The 19,833-nt window shown below is 61.7% G+C and carries 15 protein-coding genes and 1 tRNA gene; 9 read left to right on the top strand and 7 right to left on the bottom strand.

Annotated elements, in window-relative coordinates:
- The first annotated feature begins 74 nt into the window (after positions 1 to 74).
- The 5 genes from alaS to panE all read left to right on the top strand — a co-directional run bounded on the left by alaS (position 75) and on the right by panE (position 5,473).
- A complete protein-coding gene (gene alaS, locus B0E51_RS09255; RefSeq protein WP_077444729.1) occupies positions 75 to 2,702 on the top strand; it encodes an alanine--tRNA ligase in 2,628 nt (875 codons plus the stop codon).
- 266 nt (positions 2,703 to 2,968) lie between these two features.
- A complete protein-coding gene (gene csrA, locus B0E51_RS09250) occupies positions 2,969 to 3,172 on the top strand; it encodes a carbon storage regulator CsrA (RefSeq protein ID WP_077444600.1) in 204 nt (67 codons plus the stop codon).
- Between the two features lie 75 nt (positions 3,173 to 3,247).
- A tRNA-Ser gene (locus B0E51_RS09245) sits at positions 3,248 to 3,340 on the top strand.
- 280 nt (positions 3,341 to 3,620) lie between these two features.
- A complete protein-coding gene (locus B0E51_RS09240) occupies positions 3,621 to 4,538 on the top strand; it encodes an acyltransferase (protein ID WP_077444599.1) in 918 nt (305 codons plus the stop codon).
- Positions 4,538 to 5,473: a 2-dehydropantoate 2-reductase gene (gene panE, locus B0E51_RS09235; RefSeq protein ID WP_077444598.1), complete on the top strand. Its 936-nt coding sequence runs from the start codon at positions 4,538 to 4,540 to the stop codon at positions 5,471 to 5,473. Before B0E51_RS09240 ends, panE begins: the two co-directional genes overlap by 1 nt.
- Positions 5,474 to 5,575: 102 nt before the next feature.
- On the opposite strand, the gene B0E51_RS09230 is transcribed toward panE, so the two are convergent.
- Positions 5,576 to 7,612 carry a M13-type metalloendopeptidase gene (locus tag B0E51_RS09230; RefSeq protein WP_077444597.1) on the bottom strand — a complete coding sequence of 679 codons (2,037 nt, stop codon included), beginning with the start codon at positions 7,610 to 7,612 and terminating at the stop codon, positions 5,576 to 5,578.
- Positions 7,613 to 7,786: 174 nt separating this feature from the next.
- On the opposite strand from B0E51_RS09230, the gene B0E51_RS09225 reads away from it, so the two are divergent.
- Complete coding sequence (locus B0E51_RS09225; protein WP_077444596.1) at positions 7,787 to 8,335, top strand: GNAT family N-acetyltransferase; 549 nt, start codon at positions 7,787 to 7,789, stop codon at positions 8,333 to 8,335.
- Entirely contained in the window at positions 8,332 to 8,646 is a 315-nt protein-coding gene (locus tag B0E51_RS09220) for a non-heme iron oxygenase ferredoxin subunit (protein ID WP_077444595.1), read from the top strand. Before B0E51_RS09225 ends, B0E51_RS09220 begins: the two co-directional genes overlap by 4 nt.
- Positions 8,647 to 8,761: 115 nt before the next feature.
- Here B0E51_RS09220 and B0E51_RS09215 read toward each other — a convergent pair whose 3' ends face one another.
- From B0E51_RS09215 to B0E51_RS09195, 5 genes are all read right to left on the bottom strand, one after another.
- Positions 8,762 to 10,957, bottom strand: a complete 2,196-nt coding sequence (locus tag B0E51_RS09215) for a TonB-dependent receptor (RefSeq protein ID WP_077444594.1) — start codon at positions 10,955 to 10,957, stop codon at positions 8,762 to 8,764.
- Positions 10,958 to 11,109: 152 nt separating this feature from the next.
- Entirely contained in the window at positions 11,110 to 12,369 is a 1,260-nt protein-coding gene (locus B0E51_RS09210; protein WP_077444593.1) for a HupE/UreJ family protein, read from the bottom strand.
- Complete coding sequence (locus B0E51_RS09205; protein ID WP_143525860.1) at positions 12,366 to 13,670, bottom strand: hypothetical protein; 1,305 nt, start codon at positions 13,668 to 13,670, stop codon at positions 12,366 to 12,368. The genes B0E51_RS09210 and B0E51_RS09205 overlap by 4 nt, the downstream gene beginning before the upstream one ends.
- A 56-nt stretch (positions 13,671 to 13,726) precedes the next feature.
- Entirely contained in the window at positions 13,727 to 15,271 is a 1,545-nt protein-coding gene (locus B0E51_RS09200; RefSeq protein ID WP_077444591.1) for a DUF4331 domain-containing protein, read from the bottom strand.
- Between the two features lie 578 nt (positions 15,272 to 15,849).
- Positions 15,850 to 16,464: a hypothetical protein gene (locus B0E51_RS09195; RefSeq protein WP_077444590.1), complete on the bottom strand. Its 615-nt coding sequence runs from the start codon at positions 16,462 to 16,464 to the stop codon at positions 15,850 to 15,852.
- 204 nt (positions 16,465 to 16,668) lie between these two features.
- Here B0E51_RS09195 and B0E51_RS09190 point away from each other — a divergent pair, with 204 nt between their 5' ends.
- Positions 16,669 to 17,334 carry a response regulator gene (locus B0E51_RS09190; protein ID WP_077444728.1) on the top strand — a complete coding sequence of 222 codons (666 nt, stop codon included), beginning with the start codon at positions 16,669 to 16,671 and terminating at the stop codon, positions 17,332 to 17,334.
- Positions 17,331 to 18,728: an ATP-binding protein gene (locus B0E51_RS09185; protein ID WP_077444589.1), complete on the top strand. Its 1,398-nt coding sequence runs from the start codon at positions 17,331 to 17,333 to the stop codon at positions 18,726 to 18,728. Before B0E51_RS09190 ends, B0E51_RS09185 begins: the two co-directional genes overlap by 4 nt.
- Positions 18,729 to 18,771: 43 nt before the next feature.
- On the opposite strand, the gene B0E51_RS09180 is transcribed toward B0E51_RS09185, so the two are convergent.
- Positions 18,772 to 19,809 carry a YncE family protein gene (locus B0E51_RS09180; RefSeq protein WP_077444727.1) on the bottom strand — a complete coding sequence of 346 codons (1,038 nt, stop codon included), beginning with the start codon at positions 19,807 to 19,809 and terminating at the stop codon, positions 18,772 to 18,774.
- Positions 19,810 to 19,833 lie beyond the last annotated feature (24 nt).

The raw sequence follows: 19,833 nt of genomic DNA, 5'->3' as shown, positions 1-19,833 counted from the left end.
CGAGGATGATGGATGGACTGATCGCGGCGGTGCTGCCATGGCGTGGCCTTCTACCGTTTGCCGCCATGACTCGCATGAAAACTGCCGAAATCCGCTCTGCCTTCCTCGATTATTTTCGTTCCAAGGACCACACCATCGTGCCGTCCAGCTCGTTGGTGCCATCCAGCGACCCGACCCTGCTGTTCACCAACTCGGGCATGGTGCAGTTCAAGAACGTATTCCTCGGCAGTGAAAAGCCCGGTTACGTGCGCGCGGCTGACGTGCAGCGCTGCCTGCGTGCCGGCGGCAAGCACAACGACCTGGATGCGGTGGGCTATACCGCGCGCCATCACACCTTCTTCGAGATGCTGGGCAACTGGTCGTTTGGTGATTATTTCAAGCGCGATGCGATTCTTTACGCGTGGGAATTGCTGACCGGCGTGTTCAAGCTGCCGTCGGAGAAACTGTGGGTCACCGTCTATCACACCGACGACGAGGCCTACGATATCTGGCACAAGGAAGTCGGCGTGCCGGCCGAGCGCATCGTGCGGATCGGCGACAACAAGGGTGCGCCGTTCGCTTCCGACAACTTCTGGCAGATGGCAGACACCGGTCCGTGCGGTCCGTGTACCGAGATCTTCTTCGACCACGGTGCCGAGATTGCGGGTGGCCCGCCGGGATCGCCGGACGAGGATGGCGACCGCTACATCGAGATCTGGAACCTGGTGTTCATGCAGTTCGACCGCGCGCCGGATGGAACGCTTTCCCCATTGCCGGCCCCCTGCGTGGACACCGGCATGGGCCTGGAGCGTCTTGCCGCAGTCCTGCAGCACGTGCATTCCAACTATGAGATCGATCTGTTCGCGCACCTGATCCGCGTGGCAGGCGAACTCACCCGGACGAGCGATCTATCCAACAAGTCGCTGCGCGTGATCGCCGATCACATCCGCGCCTGCTCGTTCCTGATCGTCGACGGCGTGCTGCCGTCCAACGAAGGCCGCGGCTATGTGCTGCGCCGGATCATCCGTCGCGCCCTGCGGCATGGCTGGATGCTCGGCGTGCGCGGCGACTTTTTCTGGAAGATGGTGCAGCCGCTGGTTGAAGAGATGGGTGAAGCCTATCCCGAGCTGCCGGCGAAGCAGACGTTCGTGGAAGATGCGTTGCGCACCGAGGAACAACGCTTCGGCGAGACGCTCGAGCACGGCATGCGGCTGTTCGACGAAGTGGCGACAAAGTCGGGCAAGACCATTCCGGGTGCCGATGCGTTCCGTCTGTACGACACTTACGGTTTTCCGGTCGACCTAACGGCCGACATCGCGCGCGAGCGCGGCCTCGAGGTGGATATGGCCGGTTTCGAGCAGGCCATGAACGAACAACGCGAGCGTGCCCGCGCCGCCGGTCGCTTCGAGGCCAAGGGCCAGATGCCGGCCGAGCTGGCGAGCCAGCTCAAGCCTACGGTTTTTCTCGGTTACGAGGCGTTGCATAGCCAAGACAGCAAGGTGCTCGGCATCGTGCGCGGTGGCAGGCAGGTGGACCAACTTGGCGAGGGCGAGGAGGGGCTGCTGATCCTCGACCGTACGCCGTTCTACGCCGAGTCGGGTGGTCAGGTCGGCGATACGGGCGAGCTGCTCACGGCAGCAGGTCGTCTGGAAGTCATTGACACCTTGAAGATGGGCGGCGTGTTCTTCGGTCACGCCGTTCGCTGGCACGGTGCGCAGCCGCTGCGTACCGGTGATCTTGTCGAGGCTCGCGTGGATGCTTCCCGCCGCCAGGCGATCGTGCTCAACCATTCGGCGACGCATCTGTTGCACGCCGCGTTGCGCGAGGTGCTGGGCGACCACGTCACGCAGAAGGGTTCGCTGGTGGCGCCGGAGCGTCTGCGCTTCGACTTCGCTCACTTCAAGCCGATGAGCCATGACGAATTGGCTCGGGTGGAGGCGATGGTGAATGCCGAGGTGCGCCGCAATGCGGCCGCTGAAGTGCACAACATGGGCTACGACCAGGCGATCGAGTTCGGTGCGATGGCGCTGTTCGGCGAGAAGTATGGCGACGAAGTGCGCGTGTTGAAGATGGGCGACTTCTCCACGGAACTGTGCGGTGGCACCCATGTTGGCCGCACCGGCGACATCGGCTTGTTCAAGCTCGTCAGCGAAGCTGGTGTGGCCTCCGGTGTGCGCCGCATCGAGGCGGTTACCGGCGCCGGTGCGCTTGCTTACGTGGCCGATGAAGAGCGTCGTCTGGGCGAGCTGTCGCAGCTGCTCTCCAGCAACGGTGACGAGGCCATTGAAAAATTGCGCCAGCTGTTCGACAAGCAGAAGAAGCTTGAGCGTGAGCTCGATGCGCTGCGCAGCAAGGCGGCAGGTTCGGCCACCGCTGACCTGGCCGGTTCCGCGACGGATGTCGACGGCATCAAGGTGGTCGCCGCGCGACTGGAAGGGCTCGACGCCAAGTCGCTGCGCGACAGCATGGATCAACTCAAGCAGCAGCTCGGCGACTGCGTGATTCTGCTGGCGGGTGCGGCAGACGGTCGCGTCTCGCTGATCGCCGGCGTGCACGGCAAGGCGCTGGGCCGGATCAAGGCGGGCAACGTGGTGGCACATGTCGCCGCACAGATCGACGGCAAAGGAGGCGGCCGGCCTGACATGGCGCAAGGTGGCGGAGCGGATGCTCCGCAGTTGCCGGCCATTCTGGCTGCATTGCCGGACTGGGTTGCCGGTCAGTAGTTGCCCGGATGCAACCTGAACCTGTCATTTCGTATGTTTCAGGTACGTTGCGCGCGATAATCGCGCTCAGTTAGTATCGGAGACGTGTTGACGCGGCCGTATGGTGGCGTCGCCAGTCAGGACGCTATGGAGTGTTTTGGCTGTGAGCCGGGAAGGCGGTAGGGCCTTCGACGGATCAATCGTCGAACTGCGGATGGATGGGCTCAGGGGTGAGGTGCCGTCAATCTGCAGGCCTGTGACCAACAGCATTAATGGAGTAGGAAATCATGTTGATTCTGACCCGCAGGGTCGGTGAGACCCTGATGATCGGTGACGAGGTGACCGTTACCGTTCTGGGCGTGAAGGGCAATCAGGTGCGTATCGGCATCAATGCGCCCAAGAACGTGGCCGTCCACCGCGAGGAAATCTATCAGCGGATCAAGGGCGAAAATGAAGGTGGCAGTACACCGGAAGGCTCCGCCGAACACTGATTGCGCAGCAAGTACTTTACCTGGACCTCGCCGGTCAGTATCCTTGCCGGCTCCGCAGCAATGCGGGAAAACCCCGGAGAGATGCCCGAGTGGCCGAAGGGGCTCCCCTGCTAAGGGAGTATAGGGTCAAAAGCCTTATCGAGGGTTCGAATCCCTCTCTCTCCGCCAGATACGCAAAACGCCCCCAAGTGGGGCGTTTTGCGTATCTGGCGGAGAGACGGTGGTGGACGAACCCTAACGGGTTCGACGAATTTGCCAGGAGCAAATTCGGACAGCCGAAGGCTGGCCCTGGAGCGCGTAGCGCGGAAGGGTGAGTCCCATGGATGGGACGAACAATCCCGTGCACTACACGTCGCTGTATCGCGCCGCATTGAGCAAATCTTCGCTCCACGCTTACGCCTCGACCCTCACAGCGTTACCCTTCATCACCCCACCCACGATTGCTCCCATGTTCGCCACGCTCCCCGCTCTGCTCCGCATCCCGCTGGTGATGCTTTTGCTGGCCGTCAACATCGTGCTGCATGTGCTGCCGCTGTTTGCGCTGACCCTGGTCAAGGTGGTGCTGCCGATCCGTGCGATCCGGCTTGCGTGCTCGCGCGCGCTGATTGTCATTGCGGAGAGCTGGATCGCGGTCAACAGCCGGATGTTCGAGTGGTTCACCCGCACGCGCTGGCAGCTTGACGGACTGACCGACCTGCACCGCGACGGCAATTATCTGGTGCTGTGCAATCACCAGAGCTGGGTGGATATCCCGGTGCTGCAGAAGATCTTCAACCGGCGCATTCCGTTTCTGCGCTTCTTCCTCAAGAGCCAGCTGATCTGGGTGCCGCTGCTGGGGCCGGCATGGTGGGCGCTGGATTTCCCGTTCATGAAGCGCTATTCGAAGGAGACGCTTGCGGCGCATCCGGACTTGCAGGGCAAGGACATGGAAGCCACCCGGCGCGCCTGCGAAAAATTCCGCCATATGCCGGTCTCGGTGATGAATTTTGTCGAGGGCACGCGCTTCACCGCCACCAAGCATGATGCGCAGTCATCACCGTATCGCCACCTGCTGCGACCCAAGGCGGGTGGCGTGGCGTTTGTGCTGGATGCCATGGGCGATGCGCTGCACGCCATCCTCAACGTCACCATCGTCTATCCCAACGGCCCATGCACCATGATGGATCTGATCGCCGGCCGCATCCGCGATATCCGCGTGCGCGTGCGCGAGTTGCCGATCCATGACGAACTGCGTGGCGATTACGAAGGGGATGCGGTGTTCCGGGCGCGCTTCCAGACCTGGGTGAATGCGCTTTGGGGCGAGAAGGACACGCGGATCGGACACATGCTTGAGCAGTCGTCCGTACGGTCGCAGGAGCCGCAGTGATGCGCGTCCTGATTGTCGGCGCGGGCGCCACCGGCGGCTATTTTGGCGGCCGCCTGCTGCAGCACGGTCGCGACGTGACGTTCCTGGTGCGGGAAGCGCGCGCTAACATGCTGGCGCGTACCGGCCTGGTGATACGAAGCATGACCGGTGATGCGAGCCTGCCAGCACCGCCGATGGTGCTCGCGCGTGACCTGGATGTGCCGTATGACCTCGTGCTGCTCAGTTGCAAGGCTTACGCGCTGGAACAGGTCATGGCGGATATCGCGCCGGCAGTCGGCCCAGACACGGTGATCCTGCCGGTGTTGAACGGCATGCGACATCTGGATCTGCTGGATGCCCGGTTCGGCGCGGAACGTGTGCTTGGTGGCCAATGCGTGATCGCTGCCACGCTGGATGCGCAAGGCGTCGTGCAGCATCTCAACCAGTCGCACAGCCTCACGTTCGGTGAACGCGACGGGACAACCTCCGGGCGTATGCAAAAGATCACCCGGAGCCTGTCGGATACAGGTTTCGATGCGCGACCCAGCAACTCGATCCTGCAGGACATGTGGGACAAGTGGGTGTTCCTGGCGTCGTTGGCCGGCATCACCTGTCTGATGCGCGCGTCGGTGGGCGATATCGTCGCTGCACCCGGTGGCACGACGATAACGCTGGACCTGCTGGAAGAATGCCGGACGGTGGCGGAGCGTTCCGGCCATGCGCCTGGCGACGCGACGCTGCAACGTGCCCGCAGCGTGCTGACCGAGGCGGGATCGAGCCTGACCGCATCGATGTTGCGCGACCTGCAGCATGGTCATGCGATCGAAGCGGATCACGTGATCGGTGACATGCTGAGGCGCGCCGAGCATCTGCGCAGTGCCCATGCGTTGCTGACGGTGGTCTACGCGAATCTGAAAGCGTACGAGGCTGGCAGGGCGCGCACGGCATCGGCATGACTGTGATGGGGTTTCACGGCGGCAATCTTTCGGTCAACTGATCCATGCAAGAAAGTCGCGGCTGGATGGCCGCGGCTTTCCAGGTGACTCAGTGGTTGCGGCTTACCAGATCTTCACCTGCGTCTCGGGCGAACGCACCATCGCATCGCCGGGCTTGCACTGGAACGCCTGGGCGAATTCCGGCATGTTCGACGGCGCGCCGATCGCGCGGAACTGCGTTGGTGCGTGCGGATCGGTATTGAGCAGGGTGATCTGCGCTTCCGGGCGGATGCTGCCGCGCCACACGCGCGCCCAGTTGAGGAAGAAGCGTTGGTCCTCGGTATAGCCGTCGATCTTCTTGTTCGCCTCGGCCGGATTTTTCGACAACGCCATCTGCAATGCGGTGTACGCCGCATTCAGGCCGCCGAGGTCGCCGATGTTCTCGCCCATGGTCAGCTGGCCGTTGACGTGCTTGCCCGGCAGCGGCTCGTAGCTGTCGAACTGCGCGGCGAGTTTCGCCGTGCGCGCCTCGAACGCCTTGCGATCTGCGTCGCTCCACCAGTTGACGTTGTTGCCCTGGGCGTCGAACTTGCTGCCCTGGTCGTCGTAGCCGTGGCCCATCTCGTGGCCGATCACCGCACCGATGCCGCCGTAGTTGATCGCGTCATCCGCCTTGGCGTCGAAGAACGGCGGTTGCAGGATCGCCGCGGGGAACACGATCTCGTTCTGCTGCGCGTTGTAGTAGGCGTTCACCGTCTGTGGCGTCATGCTCCATTCGCTGCGGTCCACCGGCTTGCCGATCTTGGCGGTTCGGTAGTCGTAGTTGAATTTGTCGGCCGCCTTCACGTTGGCGTAGTAATTGTCAGGTGTCAGTGTGAGGCCGCTCCAGTCGCGCCACTTGTCGGGGTAACCGATCTTCGGCACGAAGGTGGCCCATTTCTCCAGCGCCTTCTGCTTGGTCGCATCGCTCATCCACGGCAGGTTCTCGATGCGCGTCTTGTAGGCGGCGCGCAGGTTGTCGACCAGCTCCTGGGCGCGCTGCTTGGAGGCTGCCGGGAAGTTGTGGACCACGTACAGCTGGCCGAGCGCCATGCCCATGCCGCCGTTGGTGGTTTCGAGCACACGCTTCCAGCGCGTCTGCATTTCCTTCTGGCCGTTGAGGGTCTGCTGTTCGAATGCGAAGTCTTCCTGCTGGAACGGCACGGACAGGTAAGGGGCCGCCTCGGCAATCGCGTGGTAACGGAAATAAGCCTGCCACTCGGCGAGTGGCACGTCGCCCAGCATCTTCTCGACCTCGGCGAAAAACTTCGGTTGCGACAACGAGAAACTGTCCTTCACGTCGGCGCCTTGCGCCTTGAAGAAGGCCGCCCAGTCAAAGCTCGGCGTCACCTTGTCGGCACCGGCGATGCTGACGAGGTTGTAGCGGTTTTCAGGCTTGCGCATCTCCACCCGTGGCAGCGAGACAGCCGCCAGGCGTGTCTCGAACGCCAGTACGGATTTGGCCTGCTGCTGCGCATCCGCGGTGCTGACGCCGGTGAGTTCAAGCAGTTTGGCCATATGTGCCACGTATGCGGTACGGATTTTTTCGAAATCCGGTTTGCTGTAGTAGTCGGTGGTCGGCAACCCGAGGCCACCCTGGCCGACGTAGGCGATCTCGTTGCTGGAATTCTTGAAATCGGCGCTGCCGCCGAAGCGGAATAGCACGGGCTCGCCCTGGGCGTAGCTGTCGCGGATGTAGCCAACGATGTCGGTGCTGTTCTTCAGACCGTCGATCTGAGCCAGCTGTGGCTTGAGCGGATCGAAGCCGGCCTTGTTGATGGCAGCTTCGTCCATGCCGGAGGCGTAGAGATAGCCGATCTTCTGCTCGATCGAGCCAGGAACGGCTTTGCCAGCGTGGTTGGCGGCGTCCTCGACGATCTTGTGCTGCACGTTCAGGCTGTCCTCGCGCAGGGCATCGAACGAGCCCCAGCGCGTGCGGTCGGCGGGGATCGGATTCGCTGCAACCCACTTCGCGTTGACGAAGCCGTTGAAGTCGCTGCAGGCGCCGATCTTGCTGTCCAGTTCGTGCACATTGAACACGCTGGGGGTGGCGGCGAGGGCGCCGGTGCACAAGGCGATGCCTACGGCAAACGCCAGCGGTTTCACGAGTCGATGTTTCATGGGTTCTCCCTGGTTCGCGCGATCGCGCAAGTGTTGCCCGGTGGCGGGCAGACAGACCCTGCACCGTAGGCAGCGAAGCACGGTGGCAGACAGTGTCGAAGGTCACGGGTGGCCGTCGCGTGGAGTTGCTGCAGATCATGGTGATGTGGGCCGGGTGGGCATTATCATCGACCGATGAGCGAGCTCACTCCTCCCGTATTCCGTGCAGCCGGGGCTGCCGATATCTCCACCATCGTGGCGCTGGTCGAATCCGCCTATCGCGGCGATTCGGGCCGACGCGGCTGGACCACCGAATCGGAGCTGCTGGATGGCCGGCGCACCGACGCGGAGGCGGTCGGCGAACTGGTCAGCCGTCCCGGCAGCTGCATCCTGCTTGCCGAACGCGATGGACAGCTGATCGCCAGTGCCCATGTGGAACGGCAGGGCGAGTCCGGCTATTTCGGCATGTTCGCAGTCGACCCCGATGAACAGGGCGGCGGCCTCGGCAAGGCCGTGCTGGCCGAAGCTGAGCGCATCGCTCGTGAGCAGTGGCAATGCCATGCGATGCGCATGACGGTGATCGAGCAGCGCGCCGAACTGATCGCCTGGTACGAGCGCCGCGGTTATCGTCGTACCGGCGAATACCAACCGTTTCCGTATGGCGACGAACGCTTCGGTATTCCGCGCCGGGACGACCTGCGCTTCGAAGTACTGGTCAAGGACTTCGCCGGTCAGGCGGCATGAATGGCTGGGTGAAAGTCGGCACGCGCGGCGAACTGCTGCCGGGCGAGTTCAAAGTGGTGTGGGACGGCGACACGCCGATCGCGGTGTACAACATCGATGGCGCGCTGTACGCGGTCGAGGACACCTGCACGCATGACGGCGGCGATCTGGCCGGTGGCGAGGTGCATGGTTTTGAAGTCGAGTGTCCGCGACATGGGGCGCGCTTCGATCTGCGCACGGGCGCCGTGACGAAGCCGCCGGCGTACGAGCCGATCGCGAGTTTTCCGGTGCGCGAAGAAGAAGGGGCGATCTGGACGCGGGATGACCGGTGAGGGAGTGTACTGAACGTACCGAACCCATCAAGTGATTTTCAAAACGGGGCAGGCACCCTTAACCCGCTTGTCCCGAAGCGTCCATCCTTGTGGAACGGCCATTTTGTAGAAAGCATCAGAGCTTCAGATCAAGGCTGAGACGTACCTCCCGCGGTTCGCCGGGATGCACGGTGACACCATCGGGCACCGGCGCGCTGGCAAGCGAAGCACGGTAGTCCTGCTCATATTCGATGTCGTAATACTTGCGGTCGAACAAGTTAAGCACGTCGAGTGATAGCGACAGCGATGGCGTGAACGCGTGTGCCAAGCGCAGGTTGGTGACGATCGCTGACGAACCGACCAGCGTGTTGTCCTGCGATAGCGGGTACTTGCCGATGTAGCGCAGCTTGATATCACCCGACCAGTTGTCGACGTCATGCACGGTCAGGCCCACCGATGCGACCTTCGGCACCGCGTTTGGTATGTGATTACCCAGCTCGCCGTTGTCGTTGTTGTTGGCAAAGCGCGCATGCGTCCATGCCAGGTCGGCGTCGAACAGCAACCAGTCATTGATCACCGCGTGATTGTTCCACTCCACGCCGTGACGCTTGCTGGCGCCGTTGGGCGCGGTGCTGCCAACCGCCGAGTCCGCGTCGTAGACCAGCTCGGACTCACTGTTCAAACGCCACAGCGACAGCGAGCTTTGCAGGCCGGGGATGATCTCGGTGCGCACGCCGATCTCCTGACCGAAGGCAGCCACGAGCGGCGGTACGGGTGATGCCGGACCACCAGTCGTCGGGTCGATCCGATAGATCACGCCGCGCGCGTCGTTGCTGTGGAAGCCGTCGCCGGCATCGAGGAAAAACTCGGTCTTGGCCCACGGACCGAAGACCAGCGCCAGCTTTGGCGATGTACGGTTCCCGGACGCGTCACCGGTGTTCTGCGGGATATTCAACTCGGTCAGGCCGAGTTGAATATCGTCCTGGCGTATACCGATCTGACTGCGAAACCATTCGCTCCACACGGTGGTGTTCTCGAGATAGACGGCCGTTTCAGTTTCGTTGACGCGATTGTCGTTGACGGTCCGGAAAGGGATGCGGTCCTCCGTGTTGAACAGGCCAACATCGATATGATCGTGACGCAGCTGAAAGCCGGCCTCGGTGGTGGAATCATGGCCGAACAGGCTGCCGGTCCAGCCCTGGGCGATCTTGGTGCCCACCAGGTTGCGCGACTCTGCCTGCTCGAACTGGTCGCCGGTGTTCGGGCGCAGCTCGAAATAGGTGAAGTCGGAAAACAGCTGCAGTCGGTACTGCTCGGCATACGCCGATACCTTGGTGTAACCGTTGGCATCCTGGGTGTGCCATTCGCCTGAGAGGATGTCGCGGCCGCTATAGCCACCATCGCTGGTGTCCAGCGCGCAGAACCGGCACAGCGCCCCGGACTGGATGAGCAAGAGTGGCACCTGGTCGGTGGAATCCCAATGGGCGTCATAGGCGCTGAGGTCGATGGACCAGCCACGCGCGGCGTCTCCATCGCTCAGGCGCGTCAATCCGTTGAATTTGTGCATGTCTTCGGGCAATCGCCACGGCCCATTTTCGCTCAGCACCTCCACTGCACCCAGCAGGGTGGGACCGGCGACGCTGGTGCTGCTGCTGTCGTTAGCGGCCCAGGCCGGCAGCGACACTGGCGTGGAGCCGGCCAGAAGCACGCGGCGGTAATCGAAGCTGCCGAGGGTGAGGTTGAGGATGGGACTGGGCAGGTTGCTGCGGTAAAGAATGTCGGCCGAACCGGCGGCGGAGAAATCGCCGTTCTCGGCAAAGTAGGTGCCTTTGCGATAGTCGATTTGCTGCACCAGCTCGGGTATCAGGAAATTGAGGTCGGAATAGCCCTGGCCGTGCGCATTGGTCGGCATGTTGACCGGCACGCCGTCGACGCTGGTGGCGAAATCGGTGCCGTGATCGAGGTTGTAGCCGCGCAGAAAATACTGGTTGGCCTTGCCATCGCCCGAGTGCTGGGTCACCACCATGCCTGGAATCGCCTCCAGCACCTCGCCCGGGCGCAGCAGCGGAATATCCTGCAGCAGCGAGCCGAGGATGATGCCCTGCGACGCGGCACGGGAAGTGCCAATACCGTTGCTGTAGTGGCCAATCACGTCGACCGGCGTCAGCGTGGTGGCTGAAGATGTGCTGGCCGGCGCCGTATCGCTGGTTGGCTGGCTCGCTGGCGTGACGGCAGGCTGCGCGTGAGCGATCGAAGCAGCACATAGCACCAAGCCGGCGAGCCACTTCGGCGAACTCTTCCCAAGAACGCGATAAGAGTGCAACGTATCCATAGACTGATCCACGGTGCGCACAACGGCAAACCAGGATCCACTGTGATACTGGTCATTTCCCGAAAGCCGCATGAACAACTTGCAGCGTTCAAGCCAAAGTAAGTACGGCCGCAATACGGGCAACGTGTCTGCTCTGATACCGCAGCGCTGGATCAACTTGGAATGATCGTGCTGAAACCTGGAATCAGGATATTGAAGGCCCGCTGCACCAACCAACCGGTTGCGAGAGCGATGATCAACAGTGAGCCCCAGCGCAAGAGCACCACTTGATAGAACCATGTCTTGCGCAGTGCGTACGCCAGCGGCAGGAAGGCAAGCACGATGGCTTCCTGGCCGATCTCCACGCCAACGCTGAAGCCACCGAGGGACGCTGCCATCGCGCCAGCCGGCAACTGCAGCCCGGCCAGGGCACTGGCAAAACCCAGGCCGTGGATGAAACCGAAGGCAAAGGCAATCAACCAGACGCGCTTGTGTACAACCGGATAGATGTTGTTCAGTGCCGCGACCATCACCGACAGGGCGATACCGGATTCCACCAGTCGATCGGGCAAGTGCACGATGCCAAGAACGGCCAGCGACAGCGTCACCGAATGCGAAAGACTGAACGCGGTTACGACCTTGATGACATCCAGGCATGCCGGCCAGAATCTCGGGGAAGCCTCCCAGCGATATTGCGGGGGTTGCGTCGTAAGCACCATGAATGCACCGCTGGTTTCGGCCAGCGCAGTACTCGCGCGCCATCCATCACCTCGCGGCTGCAAGCGGCGCCTGATCAGGACTGCAGGCAACAACAACGACAACAGAAACAGTATGTGATCGATGCCGGTCCAGATGTGCCAGATGCCGTCCGTGACAAAGCTCTTGAATTCCCCCCAGCGGTCCGGCTCGCGCAAATTCAGGCTTGCCACGGGGTCGCTCGGCGCGAGCACGGCGCCAGCGATCTTGTCGCCCGCGTGGATGGTGACAATACCGCGGTGATACGGATCGAGGTCGTACATGAGGCGATAGACGACGGTGAGCTTGCTCGGAATGTTCTTGTCGCAAACCGCATCGAACAGGATGACCGCGTAGGCGCCATCGGTGTGCTCGTCGATCTTCTGTCCGGTCGGCTGCATCGCGCAGGTCAGGCCATCACCCTTGACCTCCAGTCGTGACAGCGCATATTCCTCAATGACCTTGCGTTGGGCCTTGACCTCGCCCCAGGTGATCGTGCCGTCGTGCCTACTGTCGAGACCGATCGCATAATCGAGATCGCGCAGGGCGATATCCCACTGACCATGCATCACATGATCGTTGGCGGTGTCGGTGCGCAAGGTGAGGTAGGCATCGCTTTCCTTGTGCGCAAAGGCGCTCAGCGGGCTGAAGCCAATGACGATGGCAAACAGCGCATACAACAGTCTGTGCAGACTCATCGATCGCTCCCGCGCGAGAAAGAGCGGCTCGCTGATGCCGACACGCTCAAGGCTGATCGGTCAGGCTGCGCGGCCCTCAGCTGCGCCACGAGTGGATCGATGGTCACATCTTTGAGATGCGTACTATCGATGAAATCCAGTGCAGGCTTTGCTGCCGCAGGATCGTTCGTGGCCAGCGCCGCCTCGAGATAGACCCGCACGTCCTTGGGTGCGCGCTGTACCCGCCAATTTTGCGTGGCCAGATTCAGCGCAGCCTTTGGATCATGCTCGACATGCAACAGATAACTCGCCTCCTCGCGCATGAAGACGTGATCCCCGCGTTGGTCCATGGACCGAAACCGGGCATCCATTTCCGTGATGTCGGCTTTGGCTTTTGGCAAACCGAGTGCCTTCTCCGCTGTCACGAGAACCAGAAACGACGTGTCGGATTGGGTATCCCCGCCGACCAGATCAATCGCCTCTTTGTCGCGGCCGTGATCAATCAGAAATTCGCCGTAATCGGCTAGGAGAAAGTTGTCGCCCGGCGTCAGTTGCAGGGCTTTCTTGAAATGAGTGTCGGCCTGATCGACGAGGCCCATGCGTGCTGCGTTATCGGCCATCAAACCCTCAATCCACGCCGCGATGGCAGGTGGTGCCTTCGGGCCTGGGTCCTCCACATATGAGAACAGTGCATTGGCCTGCGCGCCTTGTCCGCTGAGGCTGCGCAATGAGGCGCTACAGATCATGCCCATGAAATTGCCGGCATTGTTGGTGAGGTCAACGCATAGGCGGTTTGCCAGAGCATGGTCGCCCTGAACCATCGCAACCGTGGCCAACGTCAGGAGTGCCTGAACATTGCCGGGGTCACGTTTGAGAATCTGGGTAAGCTCGTCGCGAGATGCCTGGAAAAAATGCCGGCTTTGCTGAATCGTCGCGTGTATGAGCATGACCGGAACAGGTGGTATCGGTGATTCCAGGAATGGCTGAATCACTGCCATTGCGCGGCCCAGGTAGCGGGCATCGCCCGTCGAACGTCCATAGTCCACATAGGCTGTGGCAAGCAGCACGGCCTTTGCCGCATCTTGAGGGTGGGCACCGAAGTCGCTGCGTAGTTGATCAAATTGACGCACGCGAGGATCAGTCTGCGGAGGCACGAGTTGCAGGACGACGCTGTCACTGGCAGGAATGTAAGGAGCGTCCCGAACCGTTTGTGCAGCGAGTGGAACTGGCAGCATGAGCAGCAATGGAAAAAAAAGACGAAGCACGACGCAGCATGAACTGCGCCGTACTTCGTCGAGAGTGCCTTCGTGTGTGTCATTCATGGAGTCATGCTCGAAGGCGGTTTACCGCAAAAAATCACTTGGAAACTTGCAAGGTATCAATGACGGACGCTGGCACTGACTGCACTGGGCGCCGTTGCGTTGACCGAACCAGGAACCGGTGTGTTGAGGTACGGGAACACAGCCAGATAGGTATCCGCTGCATTCTCGGCGCCCACCACGTTTTCAGTCGCAGCTGTTGGTCCTGGTGAATTCGCGCCGTCGGTATAAGCCGCACCGTTGTTCGGATCGGATGTTTCGTTGCCACAGGTGCCGAACGTCGTGCTGCAAATGGCACCTTCCACCACACGAAGCGCGATGGTGACAACATCGTCGTAGGGACGACGTCCGTTCGGGAAACCCGCCAGATCTCCCCCGAGCACACCGAGATAATTCTGCGATGCTGGTGCGGTGGGTGCGATGGTGGTGTTGAGTCGCAACTCTTCCGAAGGGACAACATGGGCCGGCTGATTGAGACCGGGCAGACCGGTAAGGAAAGCACTTACCAGATCATTGCGTGGCGTCTTTGGTACCACCGCCGCTGTGCCGAACAATGTATTCAATAGAACCGGCAGCGTCGGATTGGTCACATAGCTGGCAAACTGCGCATCGTTGCTCGGTATGCTGCCATTGAAATTGTCCTTGTCCTTGAGACCAATGACCAGTTCATTGACCAGCGGCGAACCCAGTCGGGATACCTGGGTGAAATTCTCACTGAAGTAGTTGTTCGGCGCGTAGTAATCCGATTGCGTGCCGGTCTGGCTCAAGACCCAGTTGTTCTGCACGAATGAAGTTGTCCAGCCACCGATCACGGCATCGCCGGCGGTATCGCGCAAGCAGGCGACAGGAACTTCGAGTGCGAGCGTGTCGACATTCTTGTCGGTAAGTGCATTCGGTGTCGAGCCTACGCCCCCGAGCGGATTGAGATTCACCAGATCGAAAATCGCGCCCAGATCGGCGACGAAGCCATCCTTGCGCTGACCCACAAACATGCGGCCAGGCGACGCACATCCGGGGATGATGACGCTGTAGACGTAATTGCCGGCATACGTGGCATAGTCGGCGATTGACTTGTTGCCGATGTTGTCTACCGGTTTGATAAACGTGTCCGACCCACCCGTGAAATTGGTAATCGGTGCGCCAGGCGCTTGGCCGTCCCTGAAGAGCTGCACCTTGTAAGTCTGGGTGACGTTGAGATTGCTCTGATTGCTGGCGGTAATCGGGCCGATGTTGATCAATGGCACCGTGGTTGGCGTGCTGGCGCCCGTCGGAACGGCGAGCTTGTTGTACGTGTTGGTGAACGTGAACCGGAAAGTGAGATTTGCTTTCGCACCGCCAGTGTTGTCGATGCGAATATCGTAGACAGCCCGGTCGCTCAACGTGTGGAAGTTCGGGCCGCTGTAACCATCCTGCAACGGATTGTAGTTAGCCAGCAGGGTCACATATCCGGCACGACCTGTTTCGTAACTCATGAACATGTAGAAGTCGCTGGCATCGAGTTGCGGCATCGTGCTGATGAACGGGGCCTCGCGATGGCTTGATGCCAGCGCAACTACGGGCAGCAAGCTCAAGAGCAGAACTATGGGTTTCAATTTCAATTTCATGGGGTTACCTCATCGCATTGAATCATTCAATTCCGCGGAGTTCTCTCGGGCTTGAGGCTAAAGCGACACCACGCGGCTCCCGATTGCATGCGGCTCCTGTGTGATCTGTTCGACGCAAGTCAGAAACGGTGGTTTTGCCAACGCGCGTATCTGACGCGATGGCATGTACATCGGATGGCTGATCTTCACGTTGACCCCTTGGCCATCTCGCTTCCTTGGAGACACGAAGGAGGTACGCATCGATACGGGGAACGGATGCAAAAGCCTGAGGGCAGGGTGAATACAATCAATTGCAATTCAGCAATGGTTCATTAAAAGTTCAGTCCACGCTGGACGTTTAATGACTGGTGGACGACTGGACGTGCCGGCGGATCAAGCTTGGACTGCTTAATCGCAGCTCAGCGCAAGAACATCGACCTTTGATCCACCTCGGCTGACCCACCTGCAATGCGGCGCGGCAGCTTGATCAATTGGTCAAGCTGCCCTGGTCAATTCATCAGCTTTGAATGCGGTCATTCCTGGCGAGGAGGTGAAAAAAAATAATATTTCGGCCGCGGAATGATGTTGTTGCCCTTCACTCAGGAGCGTGGTTCAGGGCACTCGACTGACTGACGGTTCAGCCCCTCGGCTTCTTTCTCGAAACTCACCGAAGCAGGTTTTCCGTTCTGCCACTTCACATGCAGGACGTACAACGAGTCGTAATCATCGTCGGCCCAGTCGGGTACCTGTTGCGCCTTGCCACCGGCAGCGGTCACCAGCTGCTGCACCGCCAGCTGGGCCAGGTTGTGTTCCCACGCCACATAGATCGTCGCCGAACTGTAGGAGGGCTTGAGCAGTTCCTGCTCAAGCTGCTTGATTTGCCGCAGCCCGAACGAGGTGTTGACCGGCAGGCCCAACCGAATCGCCGTCGGCTCGATGGTGGCCAGCGGACGGACATAGTTGTATTCGACGCCCTTGTCCTTCGCGGTGGTTCCCGGATCGGGCGCATAGATCGCCGTAGGTGTGCCGAATTTAGCCTGCAACACCTGCGGCAGTGCCAACGCGCGGTTCAAACCCTGACAGTCGAGCTGGCCCAATCCCAGCGGCGGCTTTTCGCCGTGACGCAGGAACACGATCGTCTCGTCTGCGTGGGCGACAGGCATCAGCAGGGCGAAGGCCAGGGCTGCGACCAGTGCACCGAGCGGTTTGGTCATGTCGACTCCTTGGAGCCTGATGTGGTTTGAACGATGCCCGAGTGTATCGCCCGGGGTGCAGGCCGTCATGGCCGTGCAGCCGCCGCGCGATTGTCGGTGGATCGACTGCACTTAAGCGCTTCGTAAGCGATCTGCAAGATAATCGCCAAAAGGTGTCTGCCGCACCGGCATCGTGTGCGGCATCATCAGGCGAAGGAGCTTTCGGTGCACATCATTCTGGTGGAAGACGACCCGCAGCTTGGCGCCGCCATCCAGCGTGCGCTGGAACGGCTGGCCTATACGGTGACCTGGCTGCGCAACGGTCGCGAGGCGCTGATGGCCCTGCGTGACCAGACCGCTGATCTGGTGCTGCTGGACCTGGGGCTGCCGGGCATGGATGGACTGGACGTGCTGGTCGCGGCGCGCGACACCCATGTCAGGACACCGGTGATCGTGATGACGGCGCGCGATGCCCTGGATGCCCGCGTACGCGGGCTGGATGCCGGTGCGGACGACTATCTGATCAAGCCTTTCCACCTCGACGAACTGTGCGCGCGGATCCGTTCGCTGACCCGGCGTACGCATGGTCTGGCGGCCAACCGGATCGAGGCCGGCGCGCTGCTCCTGGATCTGGGCACCTCCGAAGTGGTATTCCGTGGTCAGCGTATCGAGCTGACCCGGCGCGAGTTCTCGCTGCTGCAGATCCTGATGGAGCGCGCCGGCCGGCTGGTGCGGCGCGAGAGTCTGGAAAATTCCCTGTACGGTCTGGACAACGTCGTGGGGAACAGCGCGCTGGAGGTGCTGGTGCATACGCTTCGTCGCAAACTCAGCTTCGAGACGATCCATACCGTGCGTGGCTTCGGCTACATGATTCCGCGGGAGCCGAAGTGATCCTGCCCAGCCTGCGTGCCAGGTTGCGCTGGCTGATCGTGCTGGTGCTGGCCGCGGTGCTGCTGCCGCTGGGCCTGCTGAGTTTTCGGCGCACGTTGGCGGAGGTGGATGAGCTGTCGGACGGCCGACTGGCACAGTCCGCGCGCACGCTGGACGTGCTGATCGAGCATGCCGGCATCGATTCGCTGCGTGGTGGCAACGCTCAAGGCATGCTGGTACCGGTCGAGCCGGGTCGGACGCAGGTGCTGCCGCGGCATAGCCATACCTACGAGTCCGAAGTGGGCTTCCAGGTATTCAGGCACGACGGACGGGTGGTCCTGGCAACGGTCAACCTTGCAAGCCTGCCATCGCCACTGCCTGGCGACGCCAATTTTCGCGACGTGCAACAAAACGGTTATACGTGGCGCATCTTCACCCTGGCCGACCCGGTCGCTGGCGTGGTGATCCGCACCGGCGAGCGTTACGACAGTCGCCATGACATCGCCCGTGCGCTGTGGTTCGACCATGGTCTGCCCTTGCTGATCGGCCTGCCGCTGCTGGCCCTGTTGGTCGGCTGGGCGGTGAAGCGGGGACTGCGCCCGCTGGAGTCGCTGGCCAGCGCACTGGCGTCGCGCGAACTGGGCAGCCGCATGCCGATCGTGCTGGCACAGGCACCGGTGGAACTGCAGCCGGTGCTGGGTGCGCTCAACGACCAGCTGGAACGGCTGGCCGACGCGCTGGAGCGCGAGCGGCGCTTCAGTGCCGACGTGGCGCATGAGCTGCGTACGCCGCTGGCATCGACGATGATCAATCTCGAAAGCGCCATGGCGACGACCGATCCGGCGGAAGCCACGGCCAGCATGGTCAGCGCCCAGCATGTGGTGGCCGGGCTCGCCCGCCGGGTCGAACAGTTGCTGGCGCTGGCGCGACTGGAGTCGGGCGTGGCCTCCGGCCAGCATGCTGCGGTGGATCTTGCCGTGATCGCGGCCGAGGTGATCGAGGAGCTGGCGCCGGTCATCGCCGAAAGTGGTGTGGAGCTCGCTTATGTGCCATGCGGCGAGCCGGTGGTAGTGGACGGCTACGAAGCGGCGCTGACGGCCTTGCTGCGCAACCTGATCGAGAACGCCATGCGACACGTGCCGGCCGGCGGGCAGGTGCAGCTTTCGATCGGCAAGGATGCGCAGGACGCGGTGCTGGAAGTGATCGACGATGGCCCGGGCATTCCGGCCGAGCGCCGGGCACAGGTCTTTGCGCGCTTCCACCGCGAAGCCAGCAGTCGCGGCGAAGGCTATGGTCTTGGGCTTTCCATCGTGCAGCGCGCGGCGCAATTGCACGGCGCAACGATCCAGTTGCTCGATTCTCCGTTTGGCACGGGCCTGCGGGTGCGTGTCGCGATTCCGTTGCCCAAGGCATAAGCACGCCCCGGCAGATGCGCCGGGGCGGTGTGGTCATGCGACTTCAGGGTTGTCCCACGGTGAGGATGGCAAAGCTTCCGGGCACGATGTTTGGACGTCCATTCGCCTGTTTGGTCTTGTCCCATTGTGCGGCAGAGAGATACAGCCGATGCGAGCGCGGATCGAGCGCGAGCGTGCGTGCGCTGGGCTGGGTGGGGATGGTGGCCGTCACGCGGAAATGCGCCGGATCGTCTTCGTGCACAGCGGTGATCGTGCCGCTTTCGCCATTGGAGCTGTAGACCGTCGCGGTTGCCTCATCGAAGACCACCGCATCGGGTCCGTTGCCGATCGGCATGGTGGCGACGAGATGACCGTTGTCGGCATCGAGCATCGCCATCTTCTGGTTGTCGCATACGGAGAACAGCCGGTGATGGGTGCGGTCGATGGCCAGCCCGCTGGGTGATTCGCAAGGCGCCAGCGACCAGGTGTGCAGCACCTTGTTGCTGGTCGAGTCGATCTGGACCAGCTCGGACTTGTCCTCGATATTCGCGTAGACATGGCCGGCGCCGTCGGACACCGCAAACTCGGGCTTGCCGGGTAGCGCGATCGTGGCGATCACCGCGTTCTTGATCGGGTCGATCACGCTGGCGTTGCCGCTCTTGCCGTTGAAGGTCAGCACATGGTGCGAGGCATCGTCGTAGATGATCGCATCGGGTTTCTCGCCGGTACCGCTGATCGTGGCGACGGTCTGCAGCGAATCCAGGTCGAACACCGTCACCGAAGCACTTTTGCCGTCGCTGGTGAAGCCGCGCTTGAGATCCTGCGCGATCGCGATGCCATGCACGCCCTGGGTATCGGCGATGTTGCCGACCTGCTTGTGCTGGTCGACGTCGATCACCAGCACATGATCACCGCGGCTGACAAAGAGGTGGTGCCGCTGTGCGTCGAAATTCAGGTAGTCCCAGCCGCCTTGTCCGCCCAGCGCAAGCTTTGAGAGCACCTTGTAGTCGGGGTGTGGTTGTGACGCCGCCTGGACAGTCGGCGGCAAGAGCGCTGCGGCCAGTAGGGTGACGGGCAGGATGCTGCGCAGCATGGGTTGCATGGATGGTTCCTTGGGGTTGGGGAT

Origin of the sequence: Rhodanobacter sp. C05 (assembly GCF_002001165.1) — a bacterium.
Lineage (GTDB): Bacteria > Pseudomonadota > Gammaproteobacteria > Xanthomonadales > Rhodanobacteraceae > Rhodanobacter.
The sequence above is the reverse complement of the archived record's forward strand: the minus strand, read 5'-3'. Positions and strand labels throughout refer to the sequence as shown.